Annotated in this window: 15 protein-coding genes and 1 rRNA gene; 9 read left to right on the forward strand and 7 right to left on the reverse strand. The window is 72.5% G+C overall.

Features of this window, described 5'->3' with window-relative positions; translation table 11 throughout:
• Positions 1-74 (forward strand): 5S ribosomal RNA (gene rrf, locus QQM72_RS41070); the annotation flags it as partial.
• A 102-nt stretch (positions 75-176) separates the two neighbouring features.
• Here the strand turns inward: rrf and QQM72_RS40080 are convergent.
• From QQM72_RS40080 to QQM72_RS40100, 5 genes are read right to left on the reverse strand one after another with little or no spacing between them, the layout of a single operon-like run.
• Positions 177-1,487 carry a DUF58 domain-containing protein gene (locus tag QQM72_RS40080; protein WP_314225735.1) on the reverse strand — a complete coding sequence of 437 codons (1,311 nt, stop codon included), beginning with the start codon at positions 1,485-1,487 and terminating at the stop codon, positions 177-179.
• On the reverse strand, positions 1,487-2,476 hold the full coding sequence (locus QQM72_RS40085; RefSeq protein ID WP_020133026.1) for an AAA family ATPase: 990 nt from the start codon (positions 2,474-2,476) through the stop codon (positions 1,487-1,489). The genes QQM72_RS40080 and QQM72_RS40085 overlap by 1 nt, the downstream gene beginning before the upstream one ends.
• Positions 2,476-3,672 carry a DUF4350 domain-containing protein gene (locus QQM72_RS40090; RefSeq protein WP_314225736.1) on the reverse strand — a complete coding sequence of 399 codons (1,197 nt, stop codon included), beginning with the start codon at positions 3,670-3,672 and terminating at the stop codon, positions 2,476-2,478. Before QQM72_RS40090 ends, QQM72_RS40085 begins: the two co-directional genes overlap by 1 nt.
• A complete protein-coding gene (locus QQM72_RS40095; protein ID WP_399080389.1) occupies positions 3,669-4,517 on the reverse strand; it encodes a DUF4129 domain-containing protein in 849 nt (282 codons plus the stop codon). Before QQM72_RS40095 ends, QQM72_RS40090 begins: the two co-directional genes overlap by 4 nt.
• Before the next feature lie 4 nt (positions 4,518-4,521).
• A complete protein-coding gene (locus QQM72_RS40100; protein WP_314225737.1) occupies positions 4,522-5,916 on the reverse strand; it encodes a glycerophosphoryl diester phosphodiesterase membrane domain-containing protein in 1,395 nt (464 codons plus the stop codon).
• Between the two features lie 140 nt (positions 5,917-6,056).
• On the opposite strand from QQM72_RS40100, the gene mtnA reads away from it, so the two are divergent.
• A complete protein-coding gene (gene mtnA, locus QQM72_RS40105; RefSeq protein WP_314225738.1) occupies positions 6,057-7,208 on the forward strand; it encodes an S-methyl-5-thioribose-1-phosphate isomerase in 1,152 nt (383 codons plus the stop codon).
• Between the two features lie 370 nt (positions 7,209-7,578).
• Here mtnA and QQM72_RS40110 read toward each other — a convergent pair whose 3' ends face one another.
• A complete protein-coding gene (locus tag QQM72_RS40110) occupies positions 7,579-7,998 on the reverse strand; it encodes an arsenate reductase ArsC (protein ID WP_314225739.1) in 420 nt (139 codons plus the stop codon).
• A 264-nt stretch (positions 7,999-8,262) separates the two neighbouring features.
• Here QQM72_RS40110 and QQM72_RS40115 point away from each other — a divergent pair, with 264 nt between their 5' ends.
• Together QQM72_RS40115 and QQM72_RS40120 are read left to right on the forward strand one after the other, a co-directional pair.
• Positions 8,263-8,577, forward strand: a complete 315-nt coding sequence (locus tag QQM72_RS40115) for an ArsR/SmtB family transcription factor (protein WP_314225740.1) — start codon at positions 8,263-8,265, stop codon at positions 8,575-8,577.
• A gap of 39 nt (positions 8,578-8,616) precedes the next feature.
• Positions 8,617-9,438, forward strand: coding sequence for an aquaporin (locus QQM72_RS40120; RefSeq protein WP_314225741.1), 822 nt, complete (start codon positions 8,617-8,619; stop codon positions 9,436-9,438).
• A gap of 101 nt (positions 9,439-9,539) precedes the next feature.
• Here QQM72_RS40120 and QQM72_RS40125 read toward each other — a convergent pair whose 3' ends face one another.
• Complete coding sequence (locus tag QQM72_RS40125) at positions 9,540-9,908, reverse strand: ArsR/SmtB family transcription factor (RefSeq protein WP_314225742.1); 369 nt, start codon at positions 9,906-9,908, stop codon at positions 9,540-9,542.
• A gap of 185 nt (positions 9,909-10,093) precedes the next feature.
• Between QQM72_RS40125 and QQM72_RS40130 the strand changes: the two genes are divergently transcribed.
• The 5 genes from QQM72_RS40130 to QQM72_RS40150 all read left to right on the forward strand — a co-directional run bounded on the left by QQM72_RS40130 (position 10,094) and on the right by QQM72_RS40150 (position 17,639).
• On the forward strand, positions 10,094-11,491 hold the full coding sequence (locus tag QQM72_RS40130) for an NAD(P)-binding domain-containing protein (RefSeq protein ID WP_314225743.1): 1,398 nt from the start codon (positions 10,094-10,096) through the stop codon (positions 11,489-11,491).
• Positions 11,488-12,708: an MFS transporter gene (locus QQM72_RS40135; protein ID WP_314225744.1), complete on the forward strand. Its 1,221-nt coding sequence runs from the start codon at positions 11,488-11,490 to the stop codon at positions 12,706-12,708. Before QQM72_RS40130 ends, QQM72_RS40135 begins: the two co-directional genes overlap by 4 nt.
• 171 nt (positions 12,709-12,879) lie before the next feature.
• Positions 12,880-13,569, forward strand: coding sequence for a two-component system response regulator MtrA (gene mtrA / locus QQM72_RS40140; protein ID WP_187282414.1), 690 nt, complete (start codon positions 12,880-12,882; stop codon positions 13,567-13,569).
• A gap of 1 nt (position 13,570) precedes the next feature.
• A complete protein-coding gene (gene mtrB / locus QQM72_RS40145) occupies positions 13,571-15,823 on the forward strand; it encodes an MtrAB system histidine kinase MtrB (protein WP_314225745.1) in 2,253 nt (750 codons plus the stop codon).
• A complete protein-coding gene (locus tag QQM72_RS40150) occupies positions 15,813-17,639 on the forward strand; it encodes an LpqB family beta-propeller domain-containing protein (protein WP_314225746.1) in 1,827 nt (608 codons plus the stop codon). Before mtrB ends, QQM72_RS40150 begins: the two co-directional genes overlap by 11 nt.
• Positions 17,640-17,683: the final 44 nt, after the last annotated feature.

Consider the following 17,683-nt stretch of genomic DNA (forward strand, 5'->3'; position numbering starts at 1 on the left):
ACCCGGAAGCTAAGCCTTACAGCGCCGATGGTACTGCAGGGGGGACCCTGTGGGAGAGTAGGACACCGCCGAACAAATATTACGGGAAACCCCCGCACCTCACGGTGCGGGGGTTTTCTGCGTTTGGTGCGTGATTTATTTTAGTGGGCTCTCTTGGAAGAGAGCCCTTTTGTTTCCTATAGGCGTCCCGCTGCCTTCAGTGCCAGGTAGGCGTCTGCGAGTGCGGGGGCCAGTTGGTCCGGTGTTGCGTCGACGACGGTGACGCCGTGCCGGCGGAGTTGGTCGGCTGTGCGATGACGTTCTGTCTGGGCCTGGGCTGCCGCTGCTGCCTCGTACACCGCCTCGGCGTTGCCGCGGGAAGCGGCCATATGGGCGATGTGGGGGTCTGCGACCGATGCCACCAGGACCGTATGGCGCTGGGTGAGCTGTGGGAGGACGGGGAGGAGGCCTTCCTCGACCGGGGCGGCGTCCAGCGTGGTCATGAGGACGATGAGGGAGCGTCGGGGCGCCGTACGGAGGGCTGTGGCGGTGAGGCCACGGGCGTTCGTCTCAATGAGTTCGGGTTCGAGGGTGGCCATGGCGTTGACCAGGGACGGGAGTACGTCGCGCGCCGTTCGGCCCTGGACCAGGGCGCGTACTCGGCGGTCGTAGGCGAGGAGGTCGACCCGGTCGCCGGCGCGGGATGCGAGCGCGGCGAGGAGAAGTGCCGCGTCCATGGAGGCGTCGAGGCGGGGAGCATCGCCGACCCGGCCCGCGGAGGTGCGGCCGGTGTCCAGGACGAGGAGGATGTGGCGGTCGCGCTCGGGGCGCCAGGTGCGGACCGCGACCGACGAGTGGCGGGCTGTGGCGCGCCAGTCGATGGAGCGGGTGTCGTCTCCGGGAACGTATTCGCGCAGGCTGTCGAATTCCGTGCCTTCACCGCGGGTGAGGACGCTGGTGCGGCCGTCCAGTTCGCGTAGGCGGGCCAGTTTCGACGGGAGGTGCTTGCGGCTGGTGAACGGCGGGAGGACGCGTACGGTCCAGGGGACCTTGTGGGTGCCTTGGCGGGAGAAGAGGCCGAGGGGGCCGTAGGAGCGGATCGTGACGCGGTCGGTCTGATGGTCGCCGCGGCGGGTGGGGCGCAGGCGGGTGGTGATGCGGCGGCGTTCGCCGGGCGGGACCGTCAGGTGGTGGCGGGAGGCCTCCGTCTCCGTTCCTGGTTGCCAGCTGCTGGGGGGCCAGGCGTCGCGGAGCTGGGCGCGCAGGGGGCGGCGGGACGGGTTGGTGACGGTGAGGGTGACGTCAGCCGGCTCGCCGAGGCGGGCGGAGGTGTCGCCGGAGCGGGTCAGACTCAGTCGGCGTACCGGGGCGGCCATCGCGAAGTCGCAGGCGCAGGCCAGGGCCAGCGGGGCGTTGACGGCGAGGATGCCCGTCCAGCCGGCGTCCCAGATGCCGACGGGGAGGGAGCCGAGGGCCGCGAGAAGTGCGGTGCGTCCGGTGAACGCCATCAGCGGGGCACGGGGACGTGGGTGAGGATCGCGTTGATGACGGAGTCGGCCGTCACGCCTTCCATCTCGGCTTCCGGGCGGAGCTGCACGCGGTGGCGGAGGGTGGGGAGGGCGAGGGCTTTGACGTCGTCGGGGATGACGTAGTCGCGGCCGGTGAGCCAGGCCCATGCGCGGGCGGTGGCGAGAAGGGCGGTCGCGCCCCGGGGGGAGACGCCCAGGGTGAGGGACGGGGATTCGCGGGTGGCGCGGCAGATGTCGACGACGTAGGCCGTGATCTCGGGGGAGATCGTCGTCTTGGCGACGGCGGCGCGGGCCGCTTCGAGGTCGGCCGGTCCCGCGACGGGGCGTACGCCGGCTGCGTGCAGGTCACGCGGGTTGAAGCCGTCGGCGTGGCGGGTGAGGACGTCGATCTCCTCCTGGCGGGAGGGGAGCGGGATCGTCAGTTTGAGGAGGAAGCGGTCCAGTTGGGCTTCGGGGAGGGGGTAGGTGCCCTCGTACTCGACGGGGTTCTGGGTCGCCGCGACCAGGAACGGGTCGGGGAGCAGACGCGGGGTGCCGTCGACCGTGACCTGGCGTTCCTCCATGGCCTCGAGGAGGGACGACTGGGTCTTCGGCGGGGTGCGGTTGATCTCGTCGGCGAGGAGGAGGTTGGTGAAGACCGGGCCGGGCTGGAAGGAGAACTCGGCGGTGCGGGTGTCGTAGACGAGGGAGCCGGTGATGTCGCTGGGCATGAGGTCCGGGGTGAACTGGACGCGCTTGGTGTCGAGTTCGAGTGCGGAGGCGAGGGCGCGGACGAGCAACGTCTTGGCCACTCCGGGGACTCCTTCGAGGAGGACGTGTCCGCGGCACAGGAGGGCGACGACAAGGCCTGTCACGGCGGGGTCCTGGCCGACCACGGCCTTGGAGATCTCGGCCCGCAGGGCCTCCAGGGAGGCGCGGGCGCGGCCCGGGTCCCCGGTGTTCCCGGCGTTGTCAGTGGTCGGGTCCATCATGGACGGCGTACCTCTCGTTCGAGGGCGTCGAGTTGGTCGGCGAGCGCGATCAGGGCCGCGTCGTCGCCTGGCGTTGGGCCGAAGAGGAGGGAGTGCAGGGGCTGTCCGTCGCCGTGGAGATGGGCGGACAGGGCGGGGACGAGTGCCTCGGGCGCGTGCGCCTGGGTGACGGGGACGCCCAGGAGAGGGGCGAGGCGGGTGCGGGTGGTGGAGCGAAGAGCGGCGGCCGCGCGGTCGCGGGCGTTGGCCTTGCGGTAGAGGCGGGCGCGGCCTTCGGCGGTTTCGGAGGCGCGGATCGCCACGGGGAGTTTCTCGGGTACGAGGGGGCCGAGTCGGCGTGCCCGCCAGAGGGCGGCGAGGGCTGCCGCGACGAACAGCTGGAGTGTGCCCCAGAGCCAGCCGGAGGGGAGCAGGTCGAAGAAGCCTTTCTCGTCGTCCTGTCCGGTGGCCGAGGTGTCGGAGAGCGAGGGGAGGTACCAGACCAGATGGCTGCGGGAGCCGAGGAGTTGGAGGGTGAGCGAGGCGTTGCCCTCGTCGTCGAGGCGGTTGTTGTAGAGGATGTCGGGCGCGCCGAGGATCACGGTGTCGCCGTCGCCGGAGGTGTCCGGGACGCGCAGCAGGGTGGCCAGGCGTTCGCTGGGGTAGCACTTGTCGGCGTCGAGGTGGCGGGTGGTGTAGCGGATGCCGCCGGTTTCCGCGGTGCCGGCGCTGCGGGCGGCGGGCAGCGCGCAGTCGGGGGAGAGCGCGGAGCCGCGGCTGTTGGCGGGGTCCGCGGTCACGCCGGGGGCGAGGGTTCCCACGGACCAGCCGGTGGGGGCGACGAGGACGGTACGGCCGCCCGAGCCGGCGATCGCCGAGTGCAGGTCTTGCTGTTGACGTTCCGCCAGGAGGTCCGGGGCCGCGACCAGGAGCGTGGTGTCGGGGCGAGCCGCGGTGCGGGCCTCGGCCAGGGTGGTGACGACGCGGGTGGACACGCCGCGGTCGGCGAGGAGTTCGGCTGTCGCGCGGCTGCCGTAGGGGTCGGCGGAGCGTGGGTCGAGGGCGCCGTGGCGGGCGTCGGACTGGAGCGCGGCGAGCGTGACGGCCCCCGCCAGGAGCAGTACGAGCGCGAGAGTGACGCCGCGCGCGCGGGTCCACAGCCGCAGGGCGGTGGGCGAGGCCGAGGTGGACGGGAGCGTGGCCTCGGTCGTCATTCGGCGGCTCCCCGGCGGGCGGGCTGGGCCGCGGTGTGGGTGCTGGTCGCCGTCAGCCGGGGCTTGGTGCGTTCCAGGTCGAGGTCGAGTTCGGCCATGCGTCCGTACGACTGCCGGGTGGCTCGGCGGCCGCCGTATGTCACGTCGTCGAAGTCGCGGGCGGCGGCCCGGAGCCGGTCGGCGTGGACGGGCAGGGTGCGGCCGGCGTCGGCGGCGGCCTCGTCGGCCGTGCGGCCGGGGCGGGTGTCGAGGAGGGCGCGTTCCTCGAGGGAGCGGACGACGGCGCGCATGCGTTCCTGGACGGCCTGGTTCCAGTGGCCCTGGGCGGCGTGTGCCTCGGCGGCCGCGCGGTGTTCGGCGGCGCTGCGGGGACGGTCGTCGAAGAGGACGGAGGCGGATGTGAGCCGGCGGCGCGGGGAGCCCAGGCGCCACCACAGGGCGCCCACGACGGCTGCCATGGCCAGGAGGACGACCACCAGTCCGAGCGTGCCGCCGGGGGTGGCGGTCGAGGCGGTGTCGAACAGGTCGCCGATCCAGTCCCACAGGGTGTCCAGGGCCCGCTGGAACAGGCTGGGGTCGTTCTGGTGGTACAGGTCCTTGGACAGTTCACGGCGAGCCGCCTCCCGCGCGGGGTCGCGCGGGACGGTGAGCGGCGGCTCGTCGTCCGAGCGGGCGGACAGGGACGGCACGGCTGCGCCGCCGGCCCGCAGCAGGGCTGCCACGGCCCTGCCGGCGACGCCGGGCAGGGCCGCCGGGGCGGTGTCGGCGACGCCGGGCAGCAGTGCCCGTACGGGCAGGGCGCCCGGGAGCGGTACCGCTGTGAGAACTCCCCCCGCCAGGCTCACCGCATCAACTCCCCGCGGTCGTGCCGGGGACGGAGGCGCCGTGGTCCTGGAGGCCCGCGGCGCGGGCCAGGTCGAGGTCGAGGGCCTCGCGGCGGATGCGCTGGTCGACGTAGAGGAGCACGGTGACGCCCGCCGAGATCGGGAAGGTGATCATGGAGCCGATGACCGAACCGATGCCGCTGATGATCAGGTAGGTCCAGCCGTAGTCGTTGCTCGCGTCGACCATGCCGCTGATGCCCCCGTCGCTCACGGCGGCACCGAGGAGGGCGAACGGGACGACGACGATCGTCGCGACGACGTTCGCGATGATCAGGGCGAGCAGTTGGATGCCGAAGACCCGCCACCAGGAGCCGCGGGTGAGCTTCGCGGAACGGCCGAGCGCCTTCTTGATGCTCTGCTTCTCCAGCATCAGCGCGGGCGAGGCCAGGGAGAGGCGGATCAGCAGCCACAGCACCAGGACGATCGAACCGAGGATGCCGAAGGCCTTGAGAGCCGCCCCCGCGTCGGAGCTTCCGGCAGCGCTCACGAGGATGCCCGGCAGCAGGCAGAGGAGGACGATGGCGACGGCGATGAGCATCAGCAGGAAGATCAGGCCGAACAGCTTGAGCACCTGGGGGCGGGCGTCGCGCCAGGCCTCGCCGAGAGTGACCGGTTTGCCGAGCACCGCCCGGCTGGTGACGGCGGTGAGCAGGGCGGTCGCCGTGATGGTGCCGATGAGGGTGATGACGAGGACGGGGCCGGAGGCGCGCATGGCGTCGCCCATGGCGCTGAGCTGCTCGTCGGCGGTGGCGCTCGGGTCGCCGAGCGCGTTCGTGTCCGTGGTGGCGTCCAGGATGAGGCCCTGCAACAGGACGACGAAGACCTGGGTGATGACGGCGACGGTCAGCGAGATGCCCAGGACCGTGCGCCAGTAGGTGCGCATCGTGGCGACGGCGCCGTCGAGGATCTCGCCCACGGCGAGCGGGCGCAGCGGGATCACGCCGGGCTTCGCCGCGGGCGGGGGGCCGCCCCAGCCGGCACCCCAGCCGCCGGGAGCGCCGTAGCCGCCGTAGCCGCCCTGTCCGGGGCCCGCGGGGCCGCCGGGGTATGCGCCGCCGGGTCCGGCGGGCGGGTAGCTGCCCCAGCCTGCGCCGGGCGGCGGAGGCGGTGGGGGCGGCGGGGTCTGGCCCGCGTCGCGGCCCGGGTCCGGGGCGCCCGCGGGCGCGGACCACTGGCCGGGGCCGGGCGGCGGCTGTTCCTTGGACCACTTCGTGCCGGGGCCCTGCGGGTTCGAGTCCGGCTGGTCCGCGGGCTGGGCACCGGCGGCGCGGTCCGTGGGCTCGGCGGGGCGGGACGCGTCGGGCTCCTGTCCGTCGGACGGGGCGGATCCGGGCGAGGCCCAGCCCGGAGTGTCTTTCATCGTCGCTCCTTCACGATGCCCGTCCGCGGTCGCGGCGGCAGGTTGGGAGCCATCGTGCCATGGGGTGCTCATCGGTTGACCGGCCGCGGTATCGGCTGCACACCTTCAATTGTCCGCCGGATCGGGGGCAGACTGACCGCATGGCTGATCAGTACGCGCATTCCGGCGAGGACAAGCGGCCGGCCGAGATTCCTGCGATCCGTTGGGAGGAGCTGCCGGAGGGGCCCGTGCTGGTCCTTCTCGACCAGACGAGACTGCCGGCGGAGGAAGTCGAACTGGTGTGTACGGACGCGTCCGCGCTGGTCGAGGCGATTCGTTCGCTGGCCGTGCGCGGGGCGCCGCTGCTCGGGATCGCCGGGGCGTACGGTGTCGCGCTCGCCGCCGCGCGCGGGTTCGACGTGGACGACGCCGCGAACGCGCTCGCGGGCGCCCGTCCCACCGCGGTGAACCTGTCGGTCGGTGTGCGCCGGGCCCGGGCCGCCTACCGGGCGGAGCTCGCCGACGGCGGCGATCCGGTGCTGGGCGCGCAGGCCGCGCTGGCGGCCGCGCGGCAGCTCCACCGGGAGGACGCCGAGGCCAGCGTGCGGATGGCCGGGCACGGGCTGACGCTCCTGGACGAGCTGCTGCCGGGCGGCGGGCATCGTGTCCTCACGCACTGCAACACCGGTGCGCTGGTGTCGGGCGGGGAGGGGACGGCGTTCGCGGTGGCGCTCGCGGCGCACCGGGTGGGCAAACTTCGCCGGCTGTGGGTGGACGAGACGCGTCCGCTGCTCCAGGGCGCCCGCCTCACCGCGTACGAAGCGGCCCGCAACGGCATGGCGTACACCTTGCTGACGGACAACGCGGCGGGCTCGCTCTTCGCGGCGGGGGAGGTGGACGCGGTGCTGATCGGTGCTGATCGCATCGCGGCCGACGGGTCGGTGGCGAACAAGGTGGGGAGCTACCCGCTCGCGGTGCTGGCGCGGTACCACCATGTGCCGTTCATCGTCGTGGCGCCGGTGACGACGGTGGACCTGGAGACGGCGGACGGGGCGTCCATCGAGGTGGAGCAGCGCCCCGGGTTCGAGGTGACGGAGGCCATGGCGGCCCAGGCACCGGTGACGGGAGCGGGCGGCGGGATCCCGGTGGCGCCGCTGGGGACCCAGGCGTACAACCCCGCGTTCGACGTGACGCCGCCCGAGCTGGTGACGGCGATCGTCACGGAGGAGGGCGTGGCGTCGCCGGTGACGGCCGACGCGCTTGCCGAGCTGTGCGGCAGGGCGCGCCGGGGAGAGGCTGGGGCGGCTCTCTGATCGCCCGTCGGTCGGCCGTCGGTCGGTCGTAGGTCGGTCGGCCGTCGGTCGTAGGTCGGCCCGTCTCTGATCGCCCGTCGGTCGGCCGGCCGACGATCACACGCGGTCGGCCGTCGGCCCGCCGCGTGAGCGGGGCCCGGGCCTACGGGCGGGCTGGTCGGCGGTCACGAGAGTGGTGCCCGCGGGCCGCGGGCCGAGGCGGGCCCGGACGCGGGCGAGCCGCCGACGAGGACGGCGCCGCCGAAGACGAGCGGCCCCAGCCGGGCGCGGGCGGTGCGGAGGGCTGCGGTGTGTCAGGTGGCTGCGGTGTGTCCGGCGGGGCCGGAGCCGGTGACGATGACCTCGCGTGGGCCGGTGCCGGGCACGGGGGTCACGTTTCCCGCGTGGCGTCGATCTCGGCGATCAGGGTCTCGATGCGGGTCTTGATCTCGTCTCGGATCGGGCGGACGGCTTCGACGCCTTTGCCGGCCGGGTCCTCCAGGGCCCAGTCGAGATACTTCTTGCCGGGGAAGACCGGGCAGGCGTCGCCGCAGCCCATGGTGATGACGTAGTCGGACGCCTGAACGGCCTCGGTGGTCAGGACCTTCGGCTTCGCTTCGGCGATGTCGACGCCGACTTCCTTCATGGCCTCGACCGCGGCCGGGTTGACCCGGTCGCCCGGAACGGAACCGGCCGAGCGGACCTCGATGCGGTCGCCCGCGAGGTGGGAGAGGAATCCGGCGGCCATCTGCGACCGGCCGGCGTTGTGGACGCAGACGAAGAGAACGGAGGCGAGCGGGCTGGGGGACATCGTTTCTTCCTTCGTCGGCGGATCAAGATGCTTGTAGGGCCGTCGAGTTCAAGAACTCGGAAGCGAGGCGGGCGGTTTGGGGGCGTGGGCGTCGATCTCGTCGCGGAAGCCGCTCACGATGGCGGCCGCGGGCCCTCGGGGGCGGTGACCGGTCCGTCCGGGCGGCGACGGCCCGGCACGCGTCCCATGCGGCCATGGGCGTCCACGCGTGCGGGAATCGCTCCAGGTTGATATCAGTCTGGAGTGATGTGAGAGTATCAGTCCATGATGATGTCAGTCGACACTGATCTGATGCGCGTTCTCGCGGACCCGATCCGGCTCCAGATCGTCACCCTGCTCGCCGAGGAGACGCTGTGCAGCACGCACCTGATCGAGGAGACGGGGGCCAGGCAGACCAACCTCTCCAATCATCTGAAGGTGCTGCGCGAGGCCGGCGTCGTGGAGACGGAGCCGTGCGGCCGGTTCACCTACTACCGGCTCAAGCCCGATGTCATCGCCTCGCTCGCGGGGCAGTTCGCCGATCTCGCCGAGACGGCGCGCGCCACCGCCGAGAACAACGTCAAGCGGTCCTGCCCCTGACCCGGCGGCTGTCGCCGTCGTATGCGCCGAGGAGCCCTGTTGACCACTACTGAGGCCACCGATACCGGGGCCACCGATGCTGAGGCCACCGAGCACGACAGGGCCGGGGAGGCCGCCAAGGGCTCCGTCGCCCCGGGGCGCGGTCCGCAGCCCGCCCCGGGCGCACCCCCGCCCCGCGCGCCGCTGACCGCCAGGGCGACGGCCGAGTTCATCGGCACCGCCCTCCTGGTCGCCGTCGTGATCGGCTCCGGCATCCAGGCGACGGAACTGACCCGCGATGTCGGTGTGCGGTTGCTGGCCGACTCGATCGCCACGGTCTTCGGGCTCGGCATCCTGATCCTGCTGCTCGGCCCGGTCTCCGGTGCCCACTTCAACCCCGTGGTCACGCTGGCCGAGTGGTGGACGGCGCGGCGAGGCGGCGACGGTGTCACGACCCGCGAAGTCGCTGTCTACGTCCCCGCGCAGGTCGTCGGCGCGATCGCCGGCGCGATCCTGGCCGACGCGATGTTCGGCAAGCCCTTGGTGCAGTGGTCCACCCACGACCGCTCGGCGGGGAACCTCCTGCTCGGCGAGGTGGTGGCCACCGCCGGCCTGGTCCTGCTGATCTTCGGCCTGGCCCGCACCGGCCGGCTCCGCTTCGCACCCGCCGCCGTCGCCGCGTACATCGGCGCCGCGTACTGGTTCACCTCGTCCACGTCCTTCGCCAACCCTGCGGTGACCGTCGGCCGCACCTTCTCCGACACGTTCGCGGGCATCGCACCCGGCTCGATCGCGGGCTTCGTGGGCGCGCAACTCATCGGTGGTGTGGTCGGCTTGGCCCTGGTCGCGCTCATATTCCGCGCGGGCCGGTCCGACGAATGACCCACGGGAGGCAGGCGATGGGGATCGGCGGCGGTCCGTCCGGGCTCGCCGCCGGTTCTGTCCGCGCCGTCCTCGCAGGCTGTCCGGGCTGTTCGAGCGGCTCAACCCAGGGAGCTGAGCATCTGCCCCATCCCTGCCACCACTGACGGCTCCACCCGGTAGTAGACCCAGGTGCCGCGCCGCTCGGAGGTGAGCAGGCCGGCGGCCTTGAGCTTCTTCAGGTGGTGGGACACGGTCGGTTGCGAGACCCCGACGTCGGAGATGTCGCACACGCACGCCTCCCCGCCCTCGTGTGAGGCGACCAGCGAGAACAGCCGGAGCCGCACCGGGTCGCCGAGCGCCTTGAACATCGCGGCGGTCCGCTCGGCCTCCTCGGCCGTCAGCGGGCGCTCGGTGAGCGGTGGGCAGCACGGCGCGACACCCTCGGCAACCTCTGGGGCCAGCAGCGGCAACGCCTTGATGTTCGACATGCATCTATGTTGACACATGTCGAACCAGACAGGTGGGGAGAGGGTGAAGCTGGCCCGGTGACGCGAGGGGAGGGCCGACCGCCGGGGTTTGATTAGATGAATGTCTATGTTGACGCTCATCGATACAGCTGCCATGCTGGGCTGAGCAAGCCATCGACAGATGTCGAAACAAGCGAGGAGTCGCCGTGAACGCGCCTGCCCTTACCGAGCTGCCCGTCGTCGTGGTCGGAGCCGGTCCCGCCGGTCTTGCCGCCGCCGCCCACCTCGTCGACCAGGGCCTGGAGCCCTTGGTCCTGGAGACCGGACCGGCCGCGGGGGCCGCGGTGCGCGAGTGGTCGCACGTGAAGCTGTTCTCCACCTGGGGCGAGGTGATCGACCCCACCGCCGAGAAGCTGCTCGCTCCGACCGGTTGGACGAGGCCCGACCCGGCGACGTACCCGTCCGGCGGCGACTGGGCGGCGCAGTACCTGGAACCCCTCGCCGGGGTCCTCGGCGAGCGTGTCCGCTTCGGAGCGACCGTGACCGGCGTCTCGCGCAGCGGTCGCGATCGCATCGTCGACGCCGACCGCGAGACCCAGCCCTTCGTCGTGCACGTCGAGTACGCCGACGGCCGCGAGGAGCGGATCCTCGCCCGCGCGGTGATCGACGCGTCCGGCACCTGGACCACGCCCTCCCCGGCCGGCGCCGACGGGCTTGCGGCGCTCGGTGAGAAGGCGGCGGCCGACCGCATCACGTACCAGGTCCCCGACCTGAGGAAGTCCGCCGTCCGGGCCCGCCACGCGGGGAAGCGCACGGCGGTCATCGGCTCCGGAGCGTCCGCATTCACCGCACTCGCCTATCTGGCCGACCTCGCCAAGGCCGACGACGGCACCGGCACGAAGGCGGTCTGGGTCCTGCGCCGGGGCATCTCCGGTTCCACGTTCGGCGGCGGCTCGGCCGACCAGCTTCCCGCCCGCGGCGCCCTGGGCCTGGCGGCGAAGGCCGCGGTGGACGACGGCCACGCCGACGCCGTCACGGGCTTCCGTACCGACGCCATCGAGCGCGACGACAGCGGCCGCCTGGTCCTGGTCGCCGAGGACGGCCGACGGCTGGAGCCGGTGGACGAGGTCATCGTGCTGACCGGGTTCCGCCCCGACCTGTCCTTCCTGTCCGAGGTCCGCCTCAACCTGGACGAGCGTCTCCAGGCCCCGGTCGAGCTGGCGCCGCTGATCGACCCCAACCAGCACTCGTGCGGCACCGTCTACCCGCACGGTCACCGCGAACTGTCCCACCCCGAGCAGGGGATCTACCTGGTCGGGATGAAGTCCTACGGCCGCGCCCCGACGTTCCTGGCGATGACCGGGTACGAGCAGGTCCGATCCGTCGCCGCCGCGATCGCCGGCGACCTGGAATCCGCCGACCGCGTCGAACTCACCCTGCCCGAGACCGGCGTATGCGGCGGCGCCGGGCTCTTCGACGCCCCCGAGGCCGACCAGGACGCAGGAGGCTGCTGCGCGCCCGCGCCCGCCCTCGTCCGGATCGGCGCCGCCACCGCCGTCGACTCGGACGAGCAGGGCCGGACGGGCGGTTGCTGCGGCTCGTGACCGATCTCCACGCCCGCAGTGACGGGGCCGCGACCGGAACGGGGGACCGGTCGCGGCCCCGTGCCGCCCTGCCCGCGCTCTGCGCCACGCAGATCACGAGCTGGGGCATCGTCTACTACGCCTTCCCGGTGCTGAACCCGGAGATCACCTCCCGGACCGGATGGTCCGCGGGCGCGACCACCGCGGCGTTCTCCCTCGCCCTGGTCGTCTCCGCCCTCGCGGGCATCCGGGTGGGACGCATCCTCGACCAGCGCGGTCCGCGGCTGGTCATGACCGCAGGGTCGGTCCTGGGCGCACTGGCCCTGGTGATCGTGGCCGCCGCCCCCAACCTCGCGGTCTTCTTCGCGGGTTGGGCGCTGGCCGGACTGGCCATGGCCTCGACGTTCTATCAGCCCGCCTTTGCCGCACTCACCCGCTGGTGGGCCCCGGACCACGTCCGCGCGCTGACGATCGTCACTCTGGCCGGAGGTCTCGCCTCCACCGTCTTCGCGCCTCTGACAGCCCTTCTCGCCGACCACTTCACCTGGCGGACCACGTACTTGCTGCTGGCCGCCGTGTCGGCGGCCGTCACGATCCCTGCCCACGCCCTTGCCCTGCGCGGCCCTTGGCCCAAGGCTCCGTGCGCTTCCACCCGCATGGCCGGCGGTACCACGACGGTCGCGCGCAGCCGCACGTTCTGGCTGCTGGCCGCCGCGTTCACCCTCTCGGCGTTCGCGATGCACGCCGTCGTCGTCGCCCTGGTTCCCCTGCTCCTCGAGCGCGGCTGCACCACGGCCGAGGCCGCGTGGGCGCTCGGCCTCGGCGGCGCCGGCCAGACACTCGGCCGCACGCTGTACGCCACCCTCGCCCGCCGTACCGGACCCACCGCCCGAACGGTCATTCTCCTCGCGCTCGGTGGCGTCACGACCGCCGCGTTCTCGGTCGTTCCGGGCCCGTACGCCCTCCTGGCCGCCCTCTCGATCACGGCCGGCATGGTCCGCGGCAACCTGACCCTGCTCCAGGCCACGGCCGTCACCGACCGATGGGGCACCAGTCACTACGGCCGGCTGTCCGCGATCCTCACGGCTCCGGCAACCACAGCCGCAGCCCTCGCGCCGTCCGCCGGGGCCGTCCTCGCGGCACCCTTCGGCGGATACCCGCACCTGTTCGCGTCGCTCGCACTGGTCTCGGGCTTCGCCGCTCTCATCGCCACCGCGACCACACCCCCGCGGCGGTGAAGCAGCGACCGTCCGTGTGCGGAGCGTGTTCGCCGCCCGGCCTGGAGCGCCTGACACCCCTGCTGACATCAACGTCCGCGGACCGGGGCAGACAGTGACCGCCCCGTACGACTATCGTCACTGGCCGGTGAGCCTTCTCACCTGCGCCGCCTTCACTGTTATGAGAATGGGATGATGTCGTTTATGAAGGGACGAGTCCTTGTCGTCGACGACGACACCGCACTGGCCGAGATGCTCGGCATCGTGCTGCGTGGTGAAGGTTTTGAGCCGTCTTTCGTGGCCGACGGTGACAAGGCGCTGGCCGCTTTCCGTGAGGCCAAGCCCGACCTGGTGCTGCTGGACCTGATGCTGCCCGGCCGGGACGGCATCGAGGTGTGCCGCCTGATCAGGGCGGAGTCCGGAGTGCCGATCGTGATGCTCACGGCGAAGAGCGACACCGTCGACGTCGTCGTCGGACTGGAGTCCGGCGCCGACGACTACATCGTGAAGCCGTTCAAGCCGAAGGAGCTGGTCGCCCGGATCCGGGCCCGGCTGCGGAGGTCCGAGGAGCCGGCGCCGGAACAGCTCACCATCGGCGACCTCGTCATCGACGTGGCCGGTCACTCCGTGAAGCGGGAAGGCCAGTCGATCGCGCTGACGCCGCTGGAGTTCGACCTGCTGGTCGCGCTGGCGCGCAAGCCCTGGCAGGTGTTCACCCGCGAGGTCCTCCTCGAGCAGGTGTGGGGCTACCGGCACGCCGCCGACACCCGCCTGGTGAACGTGCACGTACAGCGGCTGCGCTCCAAGGTCGAGAAGGACCCCGAGCGGCCGGAGATCGTGGTGACCGTCCGTGGCGTCGGATACAAGGCAGGACCGAGCTGACATGTCCGGAGACAGTGCCGCTTCGGCCCCCGGTCGTTCCGGGGCCCGCCCGGAGCGGCCTGTCGGCCGTAGGACGCCGGGTTCACGCTTCGCGCGCCTCCTCGAAGGGGGCCTGTTGCAGGGCGGGGTGCAGGGCAGCCCCGTCCTGAGGCTGCTGCTGCGCTGGGTGCGCAGGCCGCTGCTGCCCGTCATGCGGCTGTGGCGCCGCAACATCCAGCTCAAGGTCGTCGTCACGACCCTGCTGATGTCGCTGGGTGTCGTCCTGCTGCTGGGCTTCGTCGTCATCGGCCAGGTGCGCAACGGGCTGCTGGACGCCAAGGTGAAGGCGTCCCAGAGCCAGGCCACCGGCGGGTTCGCCGTGGCCAAGCAGAAGGCCGACGAGGCCGCCAGCGGGGCCGCCGCCGACGGGACCCCCGCCGACGGCGGCGCCTCGCAGAACGTCATCGAATGGATGAGCGAGCTCGTGCTGTCGCTGTCCAGCGGCGGCCAGGGCGCCTTCGACGTGGTCACCCTGCCCCCCGGCGACGTCAGCGGCGTCGCCCGCGGGCCGCGCGCCTCCGGCTTCGTCGACCCCGACAAGAGCGTCCCGGAGAAACTGCGCGAGCAGGTCTACAGCAGCACCGGTGCGGCCCAGAGCTACTCCCGGATCATCTACCTCAACGACAAGGAATCCCAGCCGGCCCTGGTCATCGGCAAGCAGGTCAACGACCCCAACGGCGATCCGTACGAGCTGTACTACCTCTTCCCGCTCACGCAGGAGGAGAAGTCGCTGAGCCTGGTCAAGGGAACGCTGGCGACCGCCGGGCTGTTCGTCGTCGTCCTCCTCGGGGCCATCGCCTGGCTCGTGGTGCGGCAGGTCGTCACGCCGGTGCGGATGGCCGCCGGGATCGCCGAGCGGCTCTCCGCCGGCCGGCTCCAGGAACGGATGAAGGTCACCGGCGAGGACGACATCGCCCGCCTCGGCGAGGCCTTCAACAAGATGGCCCAGAACCTCCAGCTGAAGATCCAGCAACTCGAGGACCTCTCGCGGATGCAGCGACGGTTCGTGTCCGACGTCTCGCACGAACTGCGGACGCCCCTGACGACCGTACGCATGGCCGCCGACGTCATCCACGACGCCCGGGTCGACTTCGACCCCATCACCGCGCGGTCCGCCGAACTGCTCGCCGACCAGCTCGACCGCTTCGAGACACTCCTCGCGGACCTGCTGGAGATCAGCCGCTTCGACGCCGGCGCCGCCGCCCTCGAGGCCGAGCCGATCGACCTCAGGGAGGTCGTCCGGCGGGTCGTCAGCGGGGCCGCGCCGCTCGCCGAACGCAAGGGGACGACCGTACGCGTCATCGGCGACCAGCAGCCCGTCGTCGCCGAGGCCGACGCCAGGCGGGTGGAGCGGGTGCTGCGGAACCTGGTGGTCAACGCCGTGGAACACGGTGAGGGCAAGGACGTCATCGTCAAGCTGGCCGCCGCGGGCGGGGCCGTCGCGATCGCCGTGCGCGACTACGGCGTCGGCCTCAAGCCCGGCGAGGCCACCCGCGTCTTCAGCCGCTTCTGGCGCGCCGACCCGGCACGCGCGCGTACCACCGGCGGTACCGGCCTGGGGCTGTCCATCGCCCTGGAGGACGCACGACTGCACGGCGGCTGGCTGCAGGCCTGGGGAGAGCCCGGTGGCGGCTCGCAGTTCCGGCTGACGCTGCCCAGGACCGCAGACGAACCGCTGCGGGGCTCGCCGATACCGCTCGAACCCAAGGACTCCCGCCGCAACCGGGGAGCCCTCGACGCCGCCGGTCTGCCGCGCGGCGGCGGCCAGAAGAGCGCGACGGTGCCCGTACAGCCCGCCGGCGAACAGCTGTCGGCCGCACGGAGCCCGCTCACGCCCCGGATGGCCGGCTCGGCCGCCACGGCCGACCCGACGGCGCTGCCCGGCAACGGCGCGCGCGTGGTGCCCCGGCCCGCCCCAGGCACGGGCGGAGGCGGCGGCGGACGCGGAGACGACGACTCGCGGCCAGCAGGGCCAGCAGGGGCAGCCGGCACAGGTGGGGCCGCCGGCACAGGTGGGGCCACCGGGGAAGCCGGGGCAGGACGCGGCGGGAACCCGGAGCAGACGGGAGCGGGCGGCGCCGCGGGTGCGGCCGGCACCGGTGACTCGGCCGACCCGGGTGACGCGCGGAAAACGGCACTGAGGGGGACTTCGGACCGGCGGAAAGCCGGAGCGGAGGGCTCGAACGAGCAAGGGGAGGCATTTCGTGGGCGCTGAGTGGCGCGAGGGGGGAACCCGGCGCACGCCGGGGCGCGCGGTGGCGTACGCCACCTGCGGCGTCGTCCTGCTGGCCGGGTGCGCCTCGATGCCCGACAGCGGGGATCTGCGCGGCGTCGAGTCCACACCGCGCCAGGACACCCAGGTCCGGGTGTTCGCGATGCCGCCCCGGGACGACGCACAGCCCCTGGAGATCGTCCAGGGCTTCCTCGAAGCGCTCACCAGCGACGACCCCGGCTACGCGACGGCACGGCAGTACCTGACCGAGAAGGCCGCCCAGAAATGGGAGCCCGAACGGTCCACGACCGTCCTCACGGACGGGCCGGCGACCGATGCCGGGCCCACCGGGACCAGGGACGACGGCGACGACTACTCGTACACCCTGACCGGCACCCGCGTCGCAACCGTCGACGCACAGCAGTCGTACGCGCCCGCCTCGGGCGACTACGGCCAGGTGGTCCACCTCAGCCGCGACAAGAAGAACGGGCAGTGGCGCATCGACGCCCTCCCCCAGGGCGTCGTCATGGGCAAGTCGGACTTCCAGCGCAACTACGTGTCCGTCAACAAGTACTACTTCGCCTCCAACACCACGGCCGACGGCTCCGACGGCTCCCGACAGCCCATGGCCGTCGCCGACCCCGTCTACGTCCGTGAACGCGTCGACCCGATGACGCAGATGGTGCGCTCCGTACTCACGGGCCCCACCAGCTGGCTCCGCCCCGTCGTCAGATCCAGCTTCCCCACCGGAACCGCGCTGCCCAAGGGCGTCACCGCACTGACCCCCGACGACCAGAACAAGCTCACCGTGCCGCTCAACGACAAGGCCGCCCACATCGGACAGGGCAAGTGCGACGAGATGGCGGCCCAGCTGCTGTTCTCCCTGCGCAGCCTGACCCCCGCCGTCGACGAGATCGCGCTGCGCGCGGGCGGCACCCAGCTGTGCTCCCTCACCGAGGAACGGGCCGCAGCCGTCGCCGCCCGCGGCTCCGAGACCAACCCCGGCTACCTGTACTTCATCGACGGCCAGCACCGCCTCGAACGGATGACGAGCGGCAGCGGCAACACCAAGGCCGACCCCGTGCCCGGAGCGCTCGGCGACGGCGCCAAGGCACTGCGCTCGGTGGCCGTGGCCCGCGACGAACACAGCGCCGCGGGAGTCGCGCTCGACGGCAAGGCGCTCTACGTCACCTCCACCGTCTCCGGCAGCTCCATCGGCGACCCCGTCCTCCAGAGCAAGGGCAAGACGGAGACCGACCGGCTCACCACTCCCAGCTGGGACACCCAGGGCGACCTGTGGGTCGCCGACCGCGACCCCGCCGCGCCTCGGCTGCTCCTGCTGGAGAAGGGCGCCGGCCAGCCGCTGGAGGTGCTCACTCCGGGACTCGACGGCCGTATCAACGCCGTACGGGTGGCCGCCGACGGGGTCCGGATCGCGCTCATCGTCGACAAGGGCGGCAAGCAGTCCCTGTTCATCGGCCGGATCGAACGAGGTCCGGGCAACGGCGAGCAGCCGTCCGTGTCGCTTCAGGAACTGCGCTCCGCGACACCGGAGTTGGAACAGGTCACGGCCATGTCGTGGGCCGGGGACAGCCGGCTCGTGGTCGTCGGGCGCGAGGCCGGCGGCGTGCAGCAGGTGCAGTACATGCAGTGCGACGGCTCGGTCCCCGAGGCGGGAACACTCCCCGGCCTCACGGAGGTCACGAGCATCGCCGCCTCCGAGGACAGCGAGATCCCGCTCCACCAGTCGGTGTCCTCGCGGGTGGTGCCCGCGGGCGCCTTCCACCAGCCCTCCACGGCACCGCCGGCCCGCAGGTAGTCCGTGACGTCCGGGGCGTTGCCGCCGCCGATGTTGTACCGGGC

This window comes from Streptomyces zaehneri (assembly GCF_032248645.1).
Taxonomy (GTDB): domain Bacteria; phylum Actinomycetota; class Actinomycetes; order Streptomycetales; family Streptomycetaceae; genus Streptomyces; species Streptomyces coriariae.